Source organism: Candidatus Omnitrophota bacterium (genome assembly GCA_028693815.1).
GTDB lineage: Bacteria > Omnitrophota > Gorgyraeia > Zapsychrales > Aceulaceae > Aceula.
In genome coordinates, this window is the sequence record JAQUUP010000023.1 from 12797 (window position 1) to 31605 (window position 18809).

The following is an 18809-nucleotide window of genomic DNA, read 5'->3' on the forward strand; positions in this document are numbered from 1 at the left end:
TATGGAACAAACAAGTCAAGTTTTAAGAGAGCATAATATTAAGGTAACGCCGCAGCGTTTATCGGTCTATCTTAGTTTTGATAAGTCTAAGGGGCACTTAAGCGCGGAAGATGTTTATCGTTTAGCGCAAAAGAAAGTACCGGCGATTTCGCTGGGAACTGTTTATTCGATTTTAGAAAGTTTTTGTGATAAGGGATTGTTGCGCGAGATCAAAATAGATTTTAATAAATCTTTGTATGAACTGAAAGAAAATGCGCATCATCATTTTTCGTGTCGAATTTGCAACAAAATTTTTGATGTTCATATGCCTGTTTGTTCTGCGCTTCAAAATAGGATTGTTGATGGCCATATGATTGATGATTTTCAGGGGTATTTTTATGGAATATGTTTTCATTGTTCTAATGGGACAAAAAAGAAATGAATGAATTTAAATTGAAATTTATCGAACGCATTAAGAGGACCGAGACAACAGAAAGTTTTCGTTTTTCATCTGAAAAAAGAATTGAATTTTGTCCTGGCCAGTTTTTGAAAGTGTTATTTGACGGGGCGAATAAAAATAATAAAGATTTAAATAAATATTTGTCTTTCTCCTGTGCGCCATCTAAAGAGTATATTGAAGTGACAAAAAGACGCTCTGAAAGTGAGTTTTCAAAAAGACTTTGGAGCCTTAAGAAAGACGATATTGTCTCTGTAGAAGGGCCCATAGGGAGTTGCACATTTGATTCTGCCTATCAAAAGGTTGCGTTTATTACCGGTGGCATTGGCATTACGCCTGCAATATCAATTATTGAATATATTGTCGAGAATAAAATTCCTTCAGATATTAAACTTCTTTATTCGAACATGACGGAAGATGATATCCCGTTTCGACAAGAGCTTGAATCTTGGGAAAAAGATAACCCTAATTTTAATATTGCTTGGACCCTAGCCGAAGGCGAATCTGAAGAAAAAAAGTTTTTTAAAGGTCTTATTGATAAAGATTTTATTTTAAAAAATATTACGGACTACAAGGATCGTTCGATTTTTATATCAGGCCCACCAAAAATGGTTGAGGCTATGAAAAAGATTTGTGTTGAAATTGGATGTGAGGCAGGAAAAGTGAAGGCTGAGAATTTTGTAGGGTATTAAGGATTATCGATACAATTGCTAGGCCGCAATCGTATCGATATAAATTCGCACAGGCTAACTCGACGCTCCTTTTAGTCGCGTAAGTTAGGTGCTCATTTAAATTTTGTAGGGTATTAAGTCAAGGAAACCCCGCGTCGCTGAGAAGCGCTCCTGGGGTAAATTCGCACAGGCTAACTTGACGCTCCTTTTAGTCGCGTAAGTTAGGTGCTCATTTAAATTTTGTAGGGTATTAAGTCAAGGAAACCCCGCGTCGCTGAGAAGCGCTCCTGGGGTAAATTCGCACAGGCTAACTTGACGCTCCTTTTAGTCGCGTAAGTTAGGTGCTCATTTAAACAAACTGGAGGAAAAAAAATGGCAGACGTAAAAGGAACAAAAACAGAAAAGAACTTAATGACAGCTTTTTCTGGAGAGTCACAAGCGCGAAATAAATATACTTATTTTGCAAAAATAGCACAAAAAGAAGGCTATTTGTATGTAGCAAAGATTTTTGAAGAATCAGCTATGAATGAGATGCAACATGCTAAAGATGAATTTAAACTTTTAAATGGAATTGGTGATACGGTTGCGAATTTAAAAGAGGCTGTTGCAGGCGAGCATTATGAAAATACAGAAATGTATCCAACGTTTGCTAAAGAGGCAAGAGAAGAAGGCTTTGAAGATGCTGCACGACTTTTTGAACAAATTAGTAAAGTTGAAGTTGAGCACGAAAACCGGTATAAGAAACTTTTAAAAATGGTTGAAGATGGAACGCTTTATAAGAGAGAAGAGCCGATTAAGTGGAAATGTGCAAAGTGCGGATTTATTCATGAAGGTAAAGAGCCGCCAATGACATGTCCATCTTGCAAACATCCAAAAGAGTATTATGAGCCAGCTGATTTAAGTTTTTTTCAATCACAAGCTTAAGATAAGAATTTAGGATTTAGGCATCTTGGTTGTCTTACATTTTTTGATGTAAGGACAAGATGATACGGGGGTTGATAAAAAAATAGTGATTTTTTTAAAAAAAGAGTATACTGTTTTAAGAAAATTAAAAGAGGTTAATTATTATGAATGAAAAATTAGTTAAAGCAATGAATGATCAAATTAATAAAGAAATGTTTTCAGCATATCTTTATTTGGCGATGGCATCTTATTTTGAGGGAGAAAGCTTAGATGGGTTTGCTCATTGGATGAAGATCCAGGCATCGGAGGAGCTTTCGCATGCAATGAAATTTTATAATTTTATTGGGGAGCGAGGGCAAACAGTTGAGCTTCAGGCGATTGCCAAGCCTGATTCTACGTTTTCTTCTGTCGAAGATGTTTTTACGAAAACATTAGCACACGAGAAATTTATTACAAAGAGCATCAATGATCTTTATGCGATGGCTCAAAAAGACAATGACAATGCATCCGTTATCTTTTTAGATTGGTTTGTTACAGAACAGGTCGAAGAGGAAAAAAATCCAAGTGATATTTTAGGAAAATTAAAATATGTTGGAAAAGGCGGAAATGGTATTTTGATGTTGGATAAGGAGCTTTTGGCTCGCGCGATGCCGACATTTGCGCCAAATGGCGAAATTGTTGGACAATAACTTAAGACGACTTATTTATGCACAATATAGAAATTCATGAGATTATGTGCGATCACCCGATCAAGGTTAAGGAAAGCATCTCGATTGGGAATGTCGCACATCTTCTTTTTCGGTATCAGATTAATGGTATTTTAGTTGTTCGTGACGATGATGACAAGAAATTGGTCGGAGTTTTTACAACAACAGATTTACTTAATTTGATGGCTAAAGCGGTTTCAGAAGGCAAGCACCGTATTGATGAGCTTAAAGATATCTCTCAGAAACCTGTTGGAGAATATTCGAGTTGTGATATTATTTCTCTTCAAAAAACAGATAAAGTCGCTAAGGCGATTGCTACGATGCACCGAAAAGGTGTTCATACCATTCCTGTTTTTGACGGCGATGAATTGGTTGGCGTTTTAGGCCGGCATGATGTCCTTAACATCGCCCTTTCATAAGATTTTTCTTAAATTTAATTTACTTCTTTTATAAAATTGTCATAATATATTTAGAGGATTTAGAGATTGCTATTATTGTAAAGGAGGCGTTATGTCTAAAATTTTAATTGTTGATGATGAGCCAGATATTTTAAAGATTTTAGAAAAAGAATTGTCGGCTGAAGGATATGATGTTTTGAAGGCAGCGACAGGATTGCAAAGTATTGATTTGGCGAAACAAGATACGCCAGATTTAATTTTGATGGATATGATCTTGCCTGATATGGGTGGGGCAGAGGCCATTAAGGCGATGAAGAATTATCCTGAGTTAAAGAATGTGCCTGTTTTATTTATTACGGCAATGGTTAAGCTTGAAGAGGAGACGGATGATCCATTAAAAATAAATATTGATAATTCTTGGTATGATACGATTGCAAAACCGTTTGATCGTGAAGAATTATTGAAAAAAATTAAAGAAACTTTGACTGCGTAAATTAAGATTTTTCTAAAAGTGCAAAATCAATCCTACCAATATATTTATGGGCCTGTTTATTCGTGGCGCATCGGAATGTCTTTAGGGGTCGACCCTATTTCTAAAATAGAAAAGATTTGCAATTATAATTGCGTGTATTGTCAGCTTGGCGATACTCTTAATTTTGCGACAAAAAGAGAAGAGTTCGTGCCGACTAAGTCCATTGTCGACGAGATTAAAACAATCTCAGCATCTAATATTGATTATATTACTTTTTCTGGATCGGGCGAACCAACGCTAGCAAAAAATTTAGGCGAGATGATTGACGAGGTTAAAAAAGTTCGAAAAGAAAAAGTTGCGGTGATTACAAATTCATCTCTCATTGATCGCAAGGATGTGCAAGATGATTTGATGAATTGCGATTTTGTTCTGGCTAAACTTGATGCTGATAGTAGCAATTCTTTTTTTAATATTAATAAACCTGTTGATGCCATTCATTTTGATTCGATTGTTGATGGACTTTTATTTTTTAAAAAAGAATTTAAAGGAAAGTTAGCTTTGCAAGTTATGTTCGTCGATGAAAACAAAGAAAGAGCTGAGCAAATTGCGGCTATTGCAAGAAAGATCGATCCAGATGAGGTTCAGATCAATACGCCATTACGGCCTTGCGCAACAAAACCATTGACAAGAATTCAAATGAATGATATTAAAAAGTACTTCATCGATCTTAATGTTATCTCTGTTTACGATGTTGAGACAAAGAAGTATACTCCCTTAGACGATAAAAAGACTGCTTATCGTCACGGAAATTTCAAAGAATCCCAAAATAATTAAGTTTTATAAAATACTATATATGGTTCAAAGAAGTACTTGACATACTATATATTGTGTTTTATTATACTTTTGTCATTGGGGCACAGGAATTATTATTTATTAATTTTATATAGAATCAGGAGGTGTTTTGATGCAGGCAACAGATGTTCTCGCAAAAATCATGAAGCGTAATGGCGTAGAAGAATTATTCAACGCTGAGAAAATTACAAGAGCGATCCAAAAAGCCGGTGAAGCAACTGGTGAGTTTGGACGCGATGTTGCCGAAAAGTTGACGTTGCGCGTTGTTAATATTGCTATTCAAATGGCAACTGTTGATGAAAAACCAAACGTTGAACAGATTCAGGATATTGTCGAAGAGGTTTTGATATCTTCTCCTTATAAGAAGACTGCAAAATCCTACATTATTTATCGCGATCAACATACTAAGATTCGCGAAATCACATCTGCAAGTAATGTAAATTTGGTTGACCAATATTTGAGTCGAGCGGATTGGAAGGTTAATGAAAATAGTAATATGGCATTTTCTCTTCAAGGATTAAATAATTACGTTTCTTCTGAAATTAGTAAGGTTTATTGGTTGAACAAAATCTATCCTGAAGAAATCAAGACAGCTCACACTAAAGGTGATCTTCATGTTCATGATTTGGGGCTTTTAAGTGTCTATTGCGTCGGATGGGATCTTGAGGATCTTTTGACTGTTGGATTTCAAGGAGCGGTTGGTAAGATGGAATCAAAGCCAGCTAAGCATCTTCGAAGCGCGTTAGGTCAACTGGTTAATTTCTTTTATACTCTTCAGGGAGAGGCTTCAGGGGCTCAGGCATTCTCGAGTTTTGATACATTGTTGGCTCCATTTATCAGATACGATAATTTAAAATACAAAGACGTGAAACAGGTTTTACAAGAATTTGTTTTTAACGTTAATGTTCCGACGCGCGTAGGTTTTCAAACACCATTTACAAATGTCACATGCGATCTTAATGTTCCTTCTCATTATAAAGATAAACCTGTTATCGTTGGTGGCGTTCCACAAAAAGAGACATATGGAGAATTTCAGGAAGAAATAGACATGTTTAACAAAGCATTCCTTGAGGTTTTAATTGAAGGTGATGCTAAAGGACGCGTGTTTACATTTCCAATTCCAACATACAATATTACAAAAGATTTTAATTGGGATAATCCAAACCTTTCGATGCTTTGGGAAGTGACTGCAAAATACGGCATTCCTTATTTTGCTAATTATGTTAATTCTGATATGAGTCCAGATGATGCACGTAGTATGTGTTGTCGTTTGCGCTTAGATAATAGGGAATTGCGTAAGCGCGGTGGTGGGCTTTTTGGATCGTCACCTTTAACGGGTTCTATTGGTGTTGTAACAATTAATATGCCGAGATTAGCTTTTAAGACAAAGAATGAAGAAGTTTTTTTTAAGCAATTAGACGAGCTTATTCTTTTGGCGAAAGAAAGTTTGGAAATTAAAAGAAAGATTCTGGAGAAATTTACAGATGGCAATCTTTATCCGTATATTAGTTTTTATTTAAGAAATGTTAAAAAGCGTTTTGATGCTTATTGGAAAAATCATTTTTCAACCATTGGTTTAGTTGGCATGAATGAAGCATGCTTGAATATGTTTGGCGAAGATATTGCTTCAGAAAAAGGTCGTGCTTTTGCTGCCAAGGTTTTGGATCACATGAGAGATCGAATGGTCGAAATCCAGGAGGAAACAGGCAATAATTATAACTTGGAAGCAACACCGGCAGAAGGTGTTTCTTATCGTTTGGCACGTTTGGATAAAGATGAATTTAAAGGTATTATCTGTGCCAATGAAAGCTGTTATGCAGAGGGTCGGGAGCCTTATTATACAAACTCAACTCATCTTCCTGTTGGATATTCTGATGATATTTTTGAAGTTCTTGATCTTCAAGATGATTTGCAGAGTCGATATACAGGAGGTACAGTTTTGCACGGTTTTGTTGGAGAAAAAATTGATGACAAAGAAGGTTTGAAGAATTTGATTCGAACAGTTTGTCATAAATACAAATTACCATATTTTACAATTACGCCGACATTTAGTGTTTGTCCAAATTGCGGTTACATTGCAGGAGAGAATTCTTTTTGCCCGAAATGTGAGAGTGATTGTGAGGTATATTCTCGTGTTGTAGGATATTTGCGTCCTGTTCAGCAGTGGAATAAAGGCAAAAAAGAAGAATTCTCTCAAAGAAAAACGTATAAGATTTCAAAACCTAAATGTTGCGAATAGGTGGTTTTCAAAAGTTTTCTTTGATTGATTTTCCAGGAAAAATGGCAGCGGTGATCTTTACTCAAGGGTGCGATTTCCGCTGCCCTTTTTGTCATAACCCCGAGTTAGTCCTTCCCGAAAAGTTTAGCGATTCAATTTCAGAACAAGAAGTTTTAGATTTTCTTAAGAAACGCCAGGGTCAGCTTAATGGCGTTGCTGTAACTGGTGGCGAGCCTACGATCCAAGGCGATTTAAAGGCATTTTTAAGGAAAGTTAAGGATCTTGGATTTTCTTTAAAATTAGATACAAATGGCAATAATCCAGAAGTTCTTGATAATTTAATTAAGGAAAGCCTGATTGATTATATTGCTATGGATATCAAAGCACCTTTAGAGAGATATAGTAATGTTACAGGCGTTCAAATTGACCAATCTAAGATAAAAAAGAGCATTAATCTTATTCTGAATTCTGGTCTAGATTACCAATTTCGCACAACGGTCATCCGTAAGTTCATATCTAGTAATGATTTAGAGAATGTTCGGAGTCTTCTTGGACCAGTTAGGCAGTATGTCCTCCAGAAATTTGATCCAACATCGACGCTTCTTGATGAAACTTTAAAAGATGCGCGCGTCTATAATGAAGAAGAATTTTTAGCGTTAAAAGAAAAATACGAAAAAAAGATGTAACTTTTTAGTGCCTTCAAGCGTTATACGAGTAGGGAGAGGGAAAATAAGGATGAATAGAACTGACGAACAGTTGATGCTTGATTATCAAGAAGGGCAAAAGGAGGCGCTAGAAGTGATTTTTGTTCGCTACAAAAAGCCGATTTTCAACTACGCTTTGCGCATTTTAAAGGAAAGAGCCGAAGCTGAAGACATTATAAGTGAAATCTTTTTGATGCTTTTTGTCAAAAAAGATAGCTATCGGCCTGAAGGCAAGTTCTCTACTTGGCTTTATACTGTTGCCCGCAATACTTGCATATCAAGAATACGCAAAAAAAGCCGACTTTTTTCTTTCTGGATAAGATCTAAAGAAACAAACGATTTTGAGCAAAGGGACATTCCGGATGTTACCTTTAGCCCAGAAAGACTTTCCGAAGAAAAAGAGACTTCCTCTTTTGTTCAAATGGCCGTGAATAGTCTACCCCTTTCCCAAAGAGAAGTGATTATTCTACGTGAATACCATAATATGAGCTATGAGGAGATTAGTCAGATTATGCAATGTTCTTTAGAAAAAGTTAAAATCCTTATTTTCCGTGCAAGACAGCGTTTAAGAAAAAAGTTAGCATTCTTAATGAAAGAGGTCCAAAATGATCGGACATAAAAAAATAAGAAAATTATTATCTGCTTTTCTTGATGGGCAATTAACGGAAAAAGAAAAGCTTGTCGTTGATGCTCATTTAAAGGAATGCGCTTCTTGTCAAAAAGAAATTCAAGAGCTTAAAAAGCTTTCGTCACTTCTTAAAGCTTGGAGTGATGAAAATCCCTCTCCCGATTTAGAACAGAGGTTTGAAAATAAATTTCAAGCCCGCAAAAAGGAGGGATTTAAAATGAAAACAAATATAAAAACTCGAAAAGTTGCAGGTGTATTAGTTGTGATGTTGTTATGTGTTGTGGTTACGCAGAAATATCTTCAGAGAGGCATGGTGTGCCAATTACGAGGGGCGACAGATGACATTTCATCTTCTCGTCTTTTAACAAATTGGGAAGAAGCGAAAAAGTCTAACAATGTAACAACAATGCCTAATGTTGTCGCAGGAGTGAAAACTAAAGCACGGTTTGTTACAGTTGCAGGGCAATATGAGCCTTATTATGCTAGATCGATTTCTGATCAAAAGAAAAGCATAGGATTAGCTCAGAAAGGATTAGTTTTAAATGAGCTAGGATCTGCTAGGTCAGATTTGTCTGGTGGCGTGAATGGGCGCTTAATGAAAAGAGATAGGAGCATGTCTTATTCTGCAGGTGCAACTTATGGACTTGCCTTAAATCATGTTCAGCCAATGCCAATCGTTATAGAAGAATCAGAGATTTATCGAGGAGAATCATTTAATAGAGAAGGCTACAATCGCATTTACGAAAATGAGTTTTTAAAATCTGCAGATAATCCATTATCAACATTTTCGATTGATGTTGATACTGCTTCTTATAGTAATTTGCGAAGATTTTTAACTAGTAATCAAATGCCGCCACAAGATTCTGTGCGCATTGAAGAGATGATTAATTATTTTAGTTATGATTATCCGCAACCTAAAGGTGACGATCCTTTCTCGGTTAATTTAGAAGGGTCTGTTTGTCCTTGGAATCCGGATCATAGCTTAGTTTCTATCGGACTTCAAGGCAAGTCTTTGGATTCAGAAAATCTTCCACCAAGTAATCTTGTTTTCTTGATCGATGTTTCTGGATCGATGAGTCAGCCAAACAAGCTACCTTTATTAAAAAATGCCTTTAAGATGCTTGTTCAACAGTTAGGAGACAATGAAAGGGTTGCGATTGTCACTTATGCGGGTAATGCTGGTCTTGTTCTTGATTCAACAAAAGGTTCTGATAAACAAAAGATTCTTAACGCTATTGAATATTTACAGCCAGGCGGGTCAACAGCTGGAGGCGCTGGAATTAGTCTAGCGTATAAAATTGCCAAAGATCATTTTATTAAAGATGGAAACAACAGAGTTATCTTAGCTACAGATGGGGATTTTAATGTAGGTGTTTCTAGCGACGGAGAGCTTATCCGATTGATTGAAGAAAAAAGAAAAGATGGTGTTTTTCTAACTGTCTTGGGTTTTGGAACAGGAAATTATCAAGATGCTAAAATGGAGCAATTGGCCAATAAAGGCAATGGTAATTTTTACTATATCGACACGATCAAAGAAGCGAATAAAGTTTTAGTTAAGGAGCTTGGTTCAACATTATTTACTATTGCTAAAGATGTTAAATTGCAAATTGAGTTCAATCCGGCTTTTGTTAAAGCTTATCGATTGATTGGGTATGAAAATCGTATTTTAGCCAAAGAAGACTTTAATGATGACACCAAAGATGCTGGAGAGCTTGGTGCAGGCCATACAGTTACGGCTCTATATGAAATTGTCCCAGCAGATTCAGTTGAAGAGTTTGGCAATGTTGATGATTTAAAATATCAGCAAACAAAAGTTAACGCTAGCTCTGAAGTTCTGACTGTGAAGCTAAGATATAAAAAACCAGATAGCGATAAAAGTCAGTTAATTGAGCAACCTTTGAAAAAAGAAGATTTTGATCAAATAAGCTCATCAGCAAATCTTCAGTTTTCAGCAGCTGTTGCTGAGTTTGGACTTCTTTTACGCAACTCAGAGCATAAAGCTAAAGCATCTTATTCAAATGTTTTAAATAACGCTAAAGCTGCTAAAGGTAAAGATGCTTATGGATACAGACAAGAGTTTATTGAGCTTGTTGAAGTTGCTGAGTCTTTAGATAATACATCTTCAGGCGGTATTCAGTTCAAGGGTCAGCTTGATCAGAAGATAGCTGAATAGATAGCTGAATAAATACGTTTTTTGGTGTATTTTTTTCTGCGGGGGCAAAAGTAGGCCTCCGCAGATTTTTTTAGGCATGTAAACACTTAAGATTTAATCCTTTAAATTTATTTCAATCGTGCTATAATTCTTTAATTATTTAGTTTTGCATTATTAATTTTTTAGGAGGAGAAAAATTGGCAAAGATTGATCTATCCCAATACGGCATAACAGATGTACAAGAAGTTTTTTACAACCTATCTTACGAAGAGCTTTTTCAGCATGAGATGAATCCTGCGCTTGAAGGTTATGAAAAAGCAACGTTGACTAATTTTGGTGCTGTTTCGGTTGATACAGGAAAATATACAGGTCGCTCTCCAAAAGATAAATATATCGCAGAAGGACCTTTTTCTCTCAAAAATATTTGGTGGAAAGACGGAGATAATGGTTCAGATAATCGCCGTATGAGCCAAGAGACTTGGGCTGAGTTTAAGAAGATTGGAATTAATCAGCTTAGTGGCAAAAAGCTTTATGTGGTTGATGGATTCTGTGGTCCTTTTAAAGAAAATCGTATTTGTGTGCGTTTAGTTACAGAGGTTGCATGGATGGCGCATTTTTTCAAAAATATGTTTATTCGACCAACTGAAGATGAATTAAAAGATTTTGAACCGAATTTTGTTATTTTTAATGCATGCAAAGCTACTTTTCCAGATTATAAAAATCATGGTATGAATTCTGAGGTTGGGGCTGCGTTTAATATTGGTGAGAAAATGGCGGTTATTCTTGGCACATGGTATGGTGGAGAAATTAAAAAAGGTGTTTTTTCAATTATGAATTATTATTTGCCACTTGATGGAATTGGATCGTTTCATTGTTCTGCAAATGCTGGTAAAGATGGAGACACAGCATTTTTCTTCGGTCTTTCAGGGACTGGAAAAACAACTCTTTCTGCTGACGAAAAAAGATTTTTAATTGGGGATGATGAGCATGGATGGTGTGATGTCCATGGCATTTATAATTTTGAGGGTGGATGTTATGCAAAATGTATTAATCTTTCAGAAGAAAAAGAACCTGAAATTTATCATTCGATTAAAAGAAATGCGCTTTTAGAAAATGTTGTTGTTGACGATAATGGGAATGTTGATTTTTCATCGTCAGCAAAAACACAAAATACACGTGTATCGTATCCGATTGATCATATCGAAAAGATTGTTAAGCCAAAATCAGTTGGGACACATCCTAAAAAAATTATATTTTTGACATGCGACGCTTATGGTGTTTTGCCTCCAGTCGCAAAATTGACTAAAGAGCAGACGATGTATCAATTTTTAAGTGGTTATACGGCTAAAGTTGCTGGTACCGAGCTTGGCGTTAAAGAACCGCAAGCGACATTTTCATCTTGTTTTGGACAGGCGTTTTTATTGCTTCATCCGACAAAGTATGGGGAGATTCTAGGCCAAAAGATAGAGCAGCATGGTTCTTTGGCTTATTTGGTTAACACTGGATGGGTTGGTGGAAAATACGGTGTTGGAAAAAGAATGGACATCGTTGAAACGCGTGCTATTATTGATGGGATTTTAGATGGCAGCATTGAAAACGCAGAGTTTGAAGACTTTCCAATTTTTGGTTTTAAAATTCCAAAGAAATTAAAAAATGTTAATGAAAATGTTTTAAATCCGCGTAATGCTTGGGCTGATAAACAGGATTATGATCAGACGTTAAAAGAATTATCGGAAATGTTTGTTAAAAATTTTAAGAAATTTGAAACAAATGATAAGGGAAAAGAAATCTCGGTAAAGGGTGGACCAAAGGTTTAGAAAATAATAAAATTCGAAATTCGAAATTCGAAACTCGAAGCACGAAACAAGGTTAAAACTAAAAGTTTTAAACTCAAATTATCAGAATAAAAAAGTGTTTTTGATTTCGAGTTTTAGGTTTTAAATTTATTTTGAGTTTTGTATTTAGTGTTTTGAGTTTTATTTAGAATCTTTAATAAGAAAGAGGTAAAAGATGGCAAAGAAGCAAATTATGATTGACGGAAATGAAGCTGCAGCGCATGTAGCGTTTAAGGCAAGCGAGGTTATTGCAATTTATCCAATCACTCCATCGTCAGGTATGGGTGAATTGTCGGATGCTTGGGCTGCGAATGGTCAGAGTAATATTTGGGGAACGATTCCTCTTGTTCAGGAAATGCAAAGCGAAGGCGGTGCTGCCGGCGCTGTGCACGGTGCTCTTCAAAGAGGTGCGCTGACAACCACTTTTACAGCATCTCAAGGTCTTTTGTTGATGATTCCAAATATGTTTAAGATTGCAGGTGAACTAACATCAACTGTGTTTCATGTGGCAGCTAGATCTGTTGCAACTCATGCTCTTTCAATTTTTGGTGATCACTCTGATGTTATGGCGACGCGTGGCACAGGATTTGCCATGTTAGCTTCTGGGTCTAATCAAGAGGTTATGGATTTGGCTTTGATTGCACACGCAGCAACGCTTGAATCAAGAATTCCATTTCTTCATTTCTTTGATGGTTTTAGAAGCTCGCATGAAGTGACGAAGATTGAAAAAGTGGAAGATGAAATTATTAAGCAAATGATTGATGATAATTTTGTTTTTTCTCATCGAGCACGTGCTCTTTCGCCAGAAAAGCCTGTTCTTCGAGGAACAGCTCAAAATCCAGACGTGTTTTTTCAAGCGCGCGAGGCGATTAATCCTTATTATGATAAATGTGCTGATATTGTTGATCAAGCGATGAAAAAATTTGAGAAATTGACAGGGCGAAAATATGAATTGTTTCAATATTTTGGAGCAAAGGACGCTGAGAAGATCGTTGTCTTGATGGGTTCTGGCGTTGAAACAGCTCATGAAACAGTTGATTATTTAATGAAGAAAGGTGAGAAAGTTGGTGTTTTAAAAGTAAGGCTTTACAGGCCATTTTCTATGAAGCATTTTGTAGATGCTTTACCTGAAACAGTTAAAACAATTGCTGTTTTAGATCGAACAAAAGAGCCTGGGGCTGGCGGTGAGCCGCTTTATTTGGATGTAATTAATGCGCTTGTTGAGCAAGGTGCTCCTAAGTTTAAACAAATGCCAAAAGTTATTGGTGGACGCTATGGTTTGTCTTCTAAAGAATTTACACCTGCAATGATTAAAGGACTTTTGGATGAGATGTCTAAAGATAAACCAAAAAATCATTTTACTCTTGGTATTAATGATGATGTGACGAATACTTCTATTGAATATGATTCAACATTCTCAACAGAAAATCCAAAAGGTGTGCGCGCTGTATTTTATGGTCTAGGATCCGACGGAACTGTTGGGGCTAATAAGAATTCAATCAAGATTATCGGCGAGAACACGGATAATTATGCACAAGGTTATTTTGTTTATGATTCTAAGAAAGCCGGAGCCATGACTGTATCGCATTTACGTTTTGGGCCGGATCCGATTCATTCTCCATATTTGATCACACGCGCAAGTTTTCTAGCTTGTCATCAGCTTGTATTTATTGAGAAATATGATATCTTGCGTCATCTTCAAGATGGTGGTGTATTTTTGCTTAATAGCTATCATGGAAAAGATGAGGTTTGGGACAGTCTTCCAAAACAAGTTCAAAAACAAATTATTGATAAAAAATTAGAATTTTATGCAATCGATGCTTATAAAGTTGCAGATGCGACTGGCATGGGTGGACGCATTAATACAATTATGCAGACATGTTTTTTTGCTATCTCAGGTGTTCTTCCTAAAGAACAAGCGATCGAAGAAATCAAAAAAGCAATCAAAAAAGCTTATGGCAAAAAAGGCGATAAAATTGTTGAGATGAATAACAACGCTGTTGATAAGGCCATTGAGAATATGCACAAAATTGAATATCCAAATAAGGTTACAAGCACTCTTGATATTCCACCTATTGTTTCAGGGGAAGCGCCAGAGTTTGTCAGAGAAGTTACAGCGCAGATTATGGCTGCTTGCGGAGACGATCTTCCTGTAAGTGCGTTTCCATGCGATGGAACGTTTCCAACTGCGACAACCCAATGGGAAAAAAGAAATATTGCACTTCAAATACCAGTTTGGGAAAAAGAAGTTTGTATCCAATGCGGAAAGTGTAGCGCTGTTTGTCCTCACGCGGTTATTCGTGCCAAGGTGTACGATCCAAAAAGTTTAGAAGGTGCGCCAGAAGCGTTTAAGCATGTACCTGCAAAAGATAAAGATTTAGCTGGTATGGAGTTTACTCTTCAAATTGCTCCTGAAGATTGTACAGGTTGTGGGCTTTGCGTTACTGCATGTCCTGCGAAGTCTAAAGAAAATGCAGAGCTTAAGGCGATTAATATGCATCCACAGCCGCCATTACGCGAGCAAGAAGTTAAGAATTGGAATTTCTTCAATACAATTCCTTATGTTGATCGCAATAAAGTTAAGACAACGGTTCGAGGGGCTCAATTCTTGCAACCATTGTTTGAGTTCTCTGGAGCTTGCGCGGGATGTGGTGAGACGCCGTATGTGCGTTTGGTTAGTCAGCTTTTTGGTGACCGCATGGTCGTTGCGAACGCAACTGGATGTTCTTCTATTTATGGAGGGAATCTTCCGACAACGCCATGGGCTCAAAATAGTGCAGGCAGAGGACCTGCTTGGTCAAATTCTTTGTTTGAGGATAATGCTGAATTTGGTTTAGGATTTAGACTTGCGATTGATAAGCAAAAGCAATTTGCTTGCGAGCTGGTTAAAAAGCTTGAATCAAAAATTGGCGGTGATTTAGCTAAAGCTATTATTCAGGCTAATCAAACCGAAGAAGCTGATATTTCCGAGCAAAGGGAGAGAGTCGAAACGTTAAAAGAGAAAATTAAGAATGACGATTCGTTTGAAGCTAAGCAGCTTTTAAGCGTTGCTGATACGCTTGTTAAAAAGAGCGTTTGGATTATGGGTGGAGATGGATGGGCTTACGATATTGGATACGGTGGGCTTGATCATGTTCTCGCGTCTGGATTCGATGTCAATGTTTTGGTTATTGATACAGAAGTTTATTCGAACACGGGTGGGCAGATGTCTAAGGCAACTCCAAGAGGTGCGATTGCTAAATTTGCTGCAGCTGGAAAACCAGGACCAAAGAAAGATTTGGCTCGGATGATCATGAGTTATGGCAATGTTTATGTCGCTAACGTTGCCCTGGGAGCAAGAGATGAGCATACGGTTAAGTCCTTCTTGGAAGCTGAGCATTATCCAGGACCATCATTAATTATTGCTTATAGTCATTGTATTGCTCATGGTATTAATATGACAGAAGGCCTTCAATACCAAAAAGATGCTGTAAATTCTGGGTATTGGCCATTGTTTAGATTTAATCCTCTTTTAAAAGAGGAGGGCAAAAACCCGCTTGTTCTAGATTCTCAACCACCAAAGATTCCTTTTGAAGAATATGCCATGAAAGAAAATCGATTTAAGGCACTTTTTAAGAGTGATCCGGAAAGAGCAAAGAGATTAATGGAGCTAGCACAAAAAGATGTAAATGAGAAGTGGGCGACTTATCAAGCTATGGCATCAGATGCGTTTGTGCCAAAGAAAAACGAGCAGTAATTTTTAGTTAAATTACTTTTTGTTTGTTAAGGGGCCCCCGAAAATATTTTCGGGGGCCCCATTTCTTTTTTGTTATCGGTGTAATTCAAAGAGTTGATAATTCGCTTTTTAAAAATAAAAAGAATGATACAATACGTTTATGGAATTATCTGGTAATCTTTTTGATTATTTTATTGTTTTCGGGGCAGGCGTAGTGGCTAGCTTTAGCCCATGCATTTATCCTTTGATGCCGATTACAGCAGGCTTCATTGCCGGGGTCAATACTAGCGGTACAAAATTAAGAGGATTTGTTGCTTCTCTTATTTATGTGCTAGGCCTTGCAATTACTTATTCTGGCTTTGGCATGTTGGCAGTTTTGACGGGTCGTCTTTTTGGAAGTTTTCAAACAAGCCCTTTTGTGCCTCTTTTTGTTTCTTTTGCTTTATTGTTTTTTGGACTTGTGATGTTAGATGTTGTTTCGATCCCGGTATTTGGAAAGAATTTTAAACGAAAATTAAAGCCCAGGAATTTGTGGGCTGTGTTTTTATTCGGCATGGTTTCTGGGCTCGTTGTCAGCCCGTGCACAGCGCCAATTTTAGGAACAATCTTGTTATATGTTTCGTCAAAACAAAATTGGATTCATTCTTTTAGTCTTTTGTTTGTTTTTTCTTATGGGGTGGGATTTTCTTTGATTCTTGTCGGGACGTTTACCGGTCTTTTGGCAAAATTGCCAAAGTCAGGAAAATGGCTCTTTCGAATTAAGCAAATATCTGCCCTGATATTGTTTTTAGCTGCTATTTATTTTTTTGTTAAGGCGATTGTTTTGTTTGGATTCTTTTCAGCAGGTACACCGCCTTGCTGTATTTCTTCCTAAAATCATGAATATTATTTTTTTAACTTTTAATTAAAATAACAATATACAATATACAAATGACAAATAAATTCCAATATACAATGTACAAATTTTAAATTGTTGGATTTTGACTTGCTTTTTTAAAATTTTAATTCAATTTTGTTTTTTGTAATTTTTTTATTGTTTGTAATTTGTTTATTATTATTTGTTAATTTCTATTTGGAGGTGTTTATGAAAAGAATCAGTTTATTTTTAGCTGTTTGTATCTTTGTTACAATTCTTGTTGGGTGTGAATCTGTGGGTGAGAATACTAAAAAAGGAGCTGGCATGGGCGGGCTCTTAGGAGCTGTTGCCGGAGGCGTGATTGGTCATCAATCAGGCCATGGCGTTGAAGGAGCCTTGATTGGCGGTGCGGTTGGCGCTATCGGTGGAGGTACCGTTGGAAGCGGTATCGATAGCAAGCAATCAGCGCAACAGCCCACAGAAAAGACAGAATCAGGCCGTATTCCAATTATGAAAATTGTTGATTTGACAGAGCAAGGTGTTCCGGCAGAGGTTATTGTTGATGAGCTTAAATCATCAGGATCTTCATATAAAATAGATGCTGAGACTATCAAATATCTTGAAGATAAGGGAGTTGACCAAAGAGTTATTACTTATATGGTTTCTGGTAGCTAGAATTTATACATAGAAAAATGTTTTAAAATGCCCTTTTTATCAAAAAAGGGCATTTTTTATGGTTTTCACACTATTTATTTTTGTAAAGGCATAAGACCTTCCTGTGTATGTGTTTATGATGCCATAAAATCACTATCATCCCTTGTTTTTTCCTAGAAATATGCTATCTTTTATAAAAGCGTTTTCACAAAAACGTTTGTTTATACAGAATATCAAAAAATCATATCAAATATTTGTTTAATTGCCACGGACAATAGAGGAGTAAGTGCATGCTGACTTTCAAAAGAGAAAGGCAAGGCTGTTTTTGTAAGGTCGTGTCTCTATTAGTTGTCGCAACTTTTTTTACAAACTTTATTATTCCAGTTCCGGGTTTTGCACAAACGTTAAATATTTTGCCTTCTCCAGGATCTTTAGTTCATTTAGGTCCTGTTTATAATCCTGCGCTTTTGACAGGGATCCAAATTTATCCTGAAAATCCATTGCAGATTGATTTTATTGTTAATGATGGTGACGATAATCTAAAAGGTGAAGAGCTTAAAATCCAAGCGGAAAAAATGATCAAATATTTTCTCGCGTCTCTAACCACACCAGAAGAAGATCTTTGGGTCAATCTTTCTCCATACGAAGAAAACCGCATCATCTCTGACACTTTAGCTCAAACAGACATCGGCCGAGATTTATTGGCTCAAGATTATATTTTGAAACAAATCACAGCTTCTCTGATTTATCCAGAGGATCAGCTGGGCAAAAAGTTTTGGGATAAGATTTATAAAAAAGCATATGAAGCTTACGGAACCACAGAAATCCCGATTGATACATTTAATAAAGTTTGGATCATGCCTGACAAAGTTGCGGTCTATGAGCATGGGAATATGGTTTTTGTGGCAGAAGCAAGTTTGAAGGTGATGTTGGAGACTGACTACTTAGCGAGACAAGAAGATAGAAGACAGAAGACAGAAGATAGAAAAGACACAAAGACACAAGAGCATAGGGATACAAAAAATACCACAAATTTAAACAATCCAGCTTCCATTGTCCATTCTCCACCTTCTGATTTCTCTAAAGAAATCATTCGTGAAATTGTTATTCCTGAGCTTGAAAAAGAAGTGAATCAGGGCAAGAATTTTGCATCTCTTCGACAAGTTTATCATTCGTTAATTTTAGCGGTTTGGTTTAAAAAGACCCTTAAGAAAAGCTTGCTTGGCCAGATTTATGTGGATCAAAACAAGCTTAAAGGATTGGATCTTGACGAACAAGGAATTAAGGAAAAAATTTACCAGCAATATTTAGAAGCCTACAAAAAAGGTGCTTACAATTATATCAAGCCTGAATACGACCAATATACAAAGAAGAACATTCCGCGCAAATATTTCTCAGGAGGCATGGATATTGCAAAAGAGGTGGGATCAAGAATGATATTGGTTTCTTTTCCGACAATAGAGCAGGAACGGCATATTGCTGGAGATGATGGAAATACAAATTTTCAGGTTGCTTTGTCGTCGCCTATGATCACGGTAGATGGGAAAGAAATGAAGATTAAAAGAATGGGTAAGGGGCGAATTATCGATTCTGATGAATGGGTAGGAG

The 18809-nt window shown here is 36.6% G+C and carries 16 protein-coding genes; all 16 read left to right on the forward strand.

The genetic code is table 11. The annotated features are described in order from the left end of the window. The first annotated feature begins 1 nt into the window (after position 1). Entirely contained in the window at positions 2-421 is a 420-nt protein-coding gene (locus PHY73_07080; protein MDD3375463.1) for a transcriptional repressor, read from the forward strand. Continuing rightward, positions 418-1128 (forward strand): FAD-dependent oxidoreductase, encoded by a 711-nt coding sequence (locus PHY73_07085; protein ID MDD3375464.1) that lies wholly within the window; start codon positions 418-420, stop codon positions 1126-1128. Before PHY73_07080 ends, PHY73_07085 begins: the two co-directional genes overlap by 4 nt. 351 nt (positions 1129-1479) lie before the next feature. Beyond that, positions 1480-2031 (forward strand): rubrerythrin family protein, encoded by a 552-nt coding sequence (locus PHY73_07090; GenBank protein ID MDD3375465.1) that lies wholly within the window; start codon positions 1480-1482, stop codon positions 2029-2031. A 140-nt stretch (positions 2032-2171) separates the two neighbouring features. Then, positions 2172-2699, forward strand: coding sequence for a ferritin (locus PHY73_07095; protein MDD3375466.1), 528 nt, complete (start codon positions 2172-2174; stop codon positions 2697-2699). A gap of 17 nt (positions 2700-2716) precedes the next feature. Then, a complete protein-coding gene (locus tag PHY73_07100; GenBank protein MDD3375467.1) occupies positions 2717-3136 on the forward strand; it encodes a CBS domain-containing protein in 420 nt (139 codons plus the stop codon). Between the two features lie 91 nt (positions 3137-3227). Next, positions 3228-3608 carry a response regulator gene (locus PHY73_07105; GenBank protein MDD3375468.1) on the forward strand — a complete coding sequence of 127 codons (381 nt, stop codon included), beginning with the start codon at positions 3228-3230 and terminating at the stop codon, positions 3606-3608. An 18-nt stretch (positions 3609-3626) separates the two neighbouring features. Then, entirely contained in the window at positions 3627-4421 is a 795-nt protein-coding gene (locus PHY73_07110; protein MDD3375469.1) for a radical SAM protein, read from the forward strand. Between the two features lie 130 nt (positions 4422-4551). Beyond that, positions 4552-6678 (forward strand): ribonucleoside triphosphate reductase, encoded by a 2127-nt coding sequence (locus tag PHY73_07115; GenBank protein MDD3375470.1) that lies wholly within the window; start codon positions 4552-4554, stop codon positions 6676-6678. Continuing rightward, a complete protein-coding gene (locus tag PHY73_07120) occupies positions 6666-7343 on the forward strand; it encodes an anaerobic ribonucleoside-triphosphate reductase activating protein (protein MDD3375471.1) in 678 nt (225 codons plus the stop codon). The genes PHY73_07115 and PHY73_07120 overlap by 13 nt, the downstream gene beginning before the upstream one ends. 49 nt (positions 7344-7392) lie before the next feature. After that, positions 7393-7980 (forward strand): sigma-70 family RNA polymerase sigma factor, encoded by a 588-nt coding sequence (locus PHY73_07125; GenBank protein ID MDD3375472.1) that lies wholly within the window; start codon positions 7393-7395, stop codon positions 7978-7980. Beyond that, positions 7967-10162, forward strand: a complete 2196-nt coding sequence (locus tag PHY73_07130) for a von Willebrand factor type A domain-containing protein (GenBank protein ID MDD3375473.1) — start codon at positions 7967-7969, stop codon at positions 10160-10162. Before PHY73_07125 ends, PHY73_07130 begins: the two co-directional genes overlap by 14 nt. Before the next feature lie 176 nt (positions 10163-10338). Continuing rightward, entirely contained in the window at positions 10339-11958 is a 1620-nt protein-coding gene (pckA, locus tag PHY73_07135; protein ID MDD3375474.1) for a phosphoenolpyruvate carboxykinase (ATP), read from the forward strand. Positions 11959-12151: 193 nt separating this feature from the next. Next, positions 12152-15712 carry a pyruvate:ferredoxin (flavodoxin) oxidoreductase gene (nifJ, locus tag PHY73_07140; protein ID MDD3375475.1) on the forward strand — a complete coding sequence of 1187 codons (3561 nt, stop codon included), beginning with the start codon at positions 12152-12154 and terminating at the stop codon, positions 15710-15712. Between the two features lie 139 nt (positions 15713-15851). Next, complete coding sequence (locus tag PHY73_07145; protein ID MDD3375476.1) at positions 15852-16565, forward strand: cytochrome c biogenesis protein CcdA; 714 nt, start codon at positions 15852-15854, stop codon at positions 16563-16565. A gap of 210 nt (positions 16566-16775) precedes the next feature. Beyond that, on the forward strand, positions 16776-17222 hold the full coding sequence (locus tag PHY73_07150) for a glycine zipper domain-containing protein (protein ID MDD3375477.1): 447 nt from the start codon (positions 16776-16778) through the stop codon (positions 17220-17222). A gap of 269 nt (positions 17223-17491) precedes the next feature. Continuing rightward, positions 17492-18809 (forward strand): hypothetical protein (locus tag PHY73_07155; GenBank protein ID MDD3375478.1); only part of this gene is annotated, 1318 nt, incomplete at its 3' end.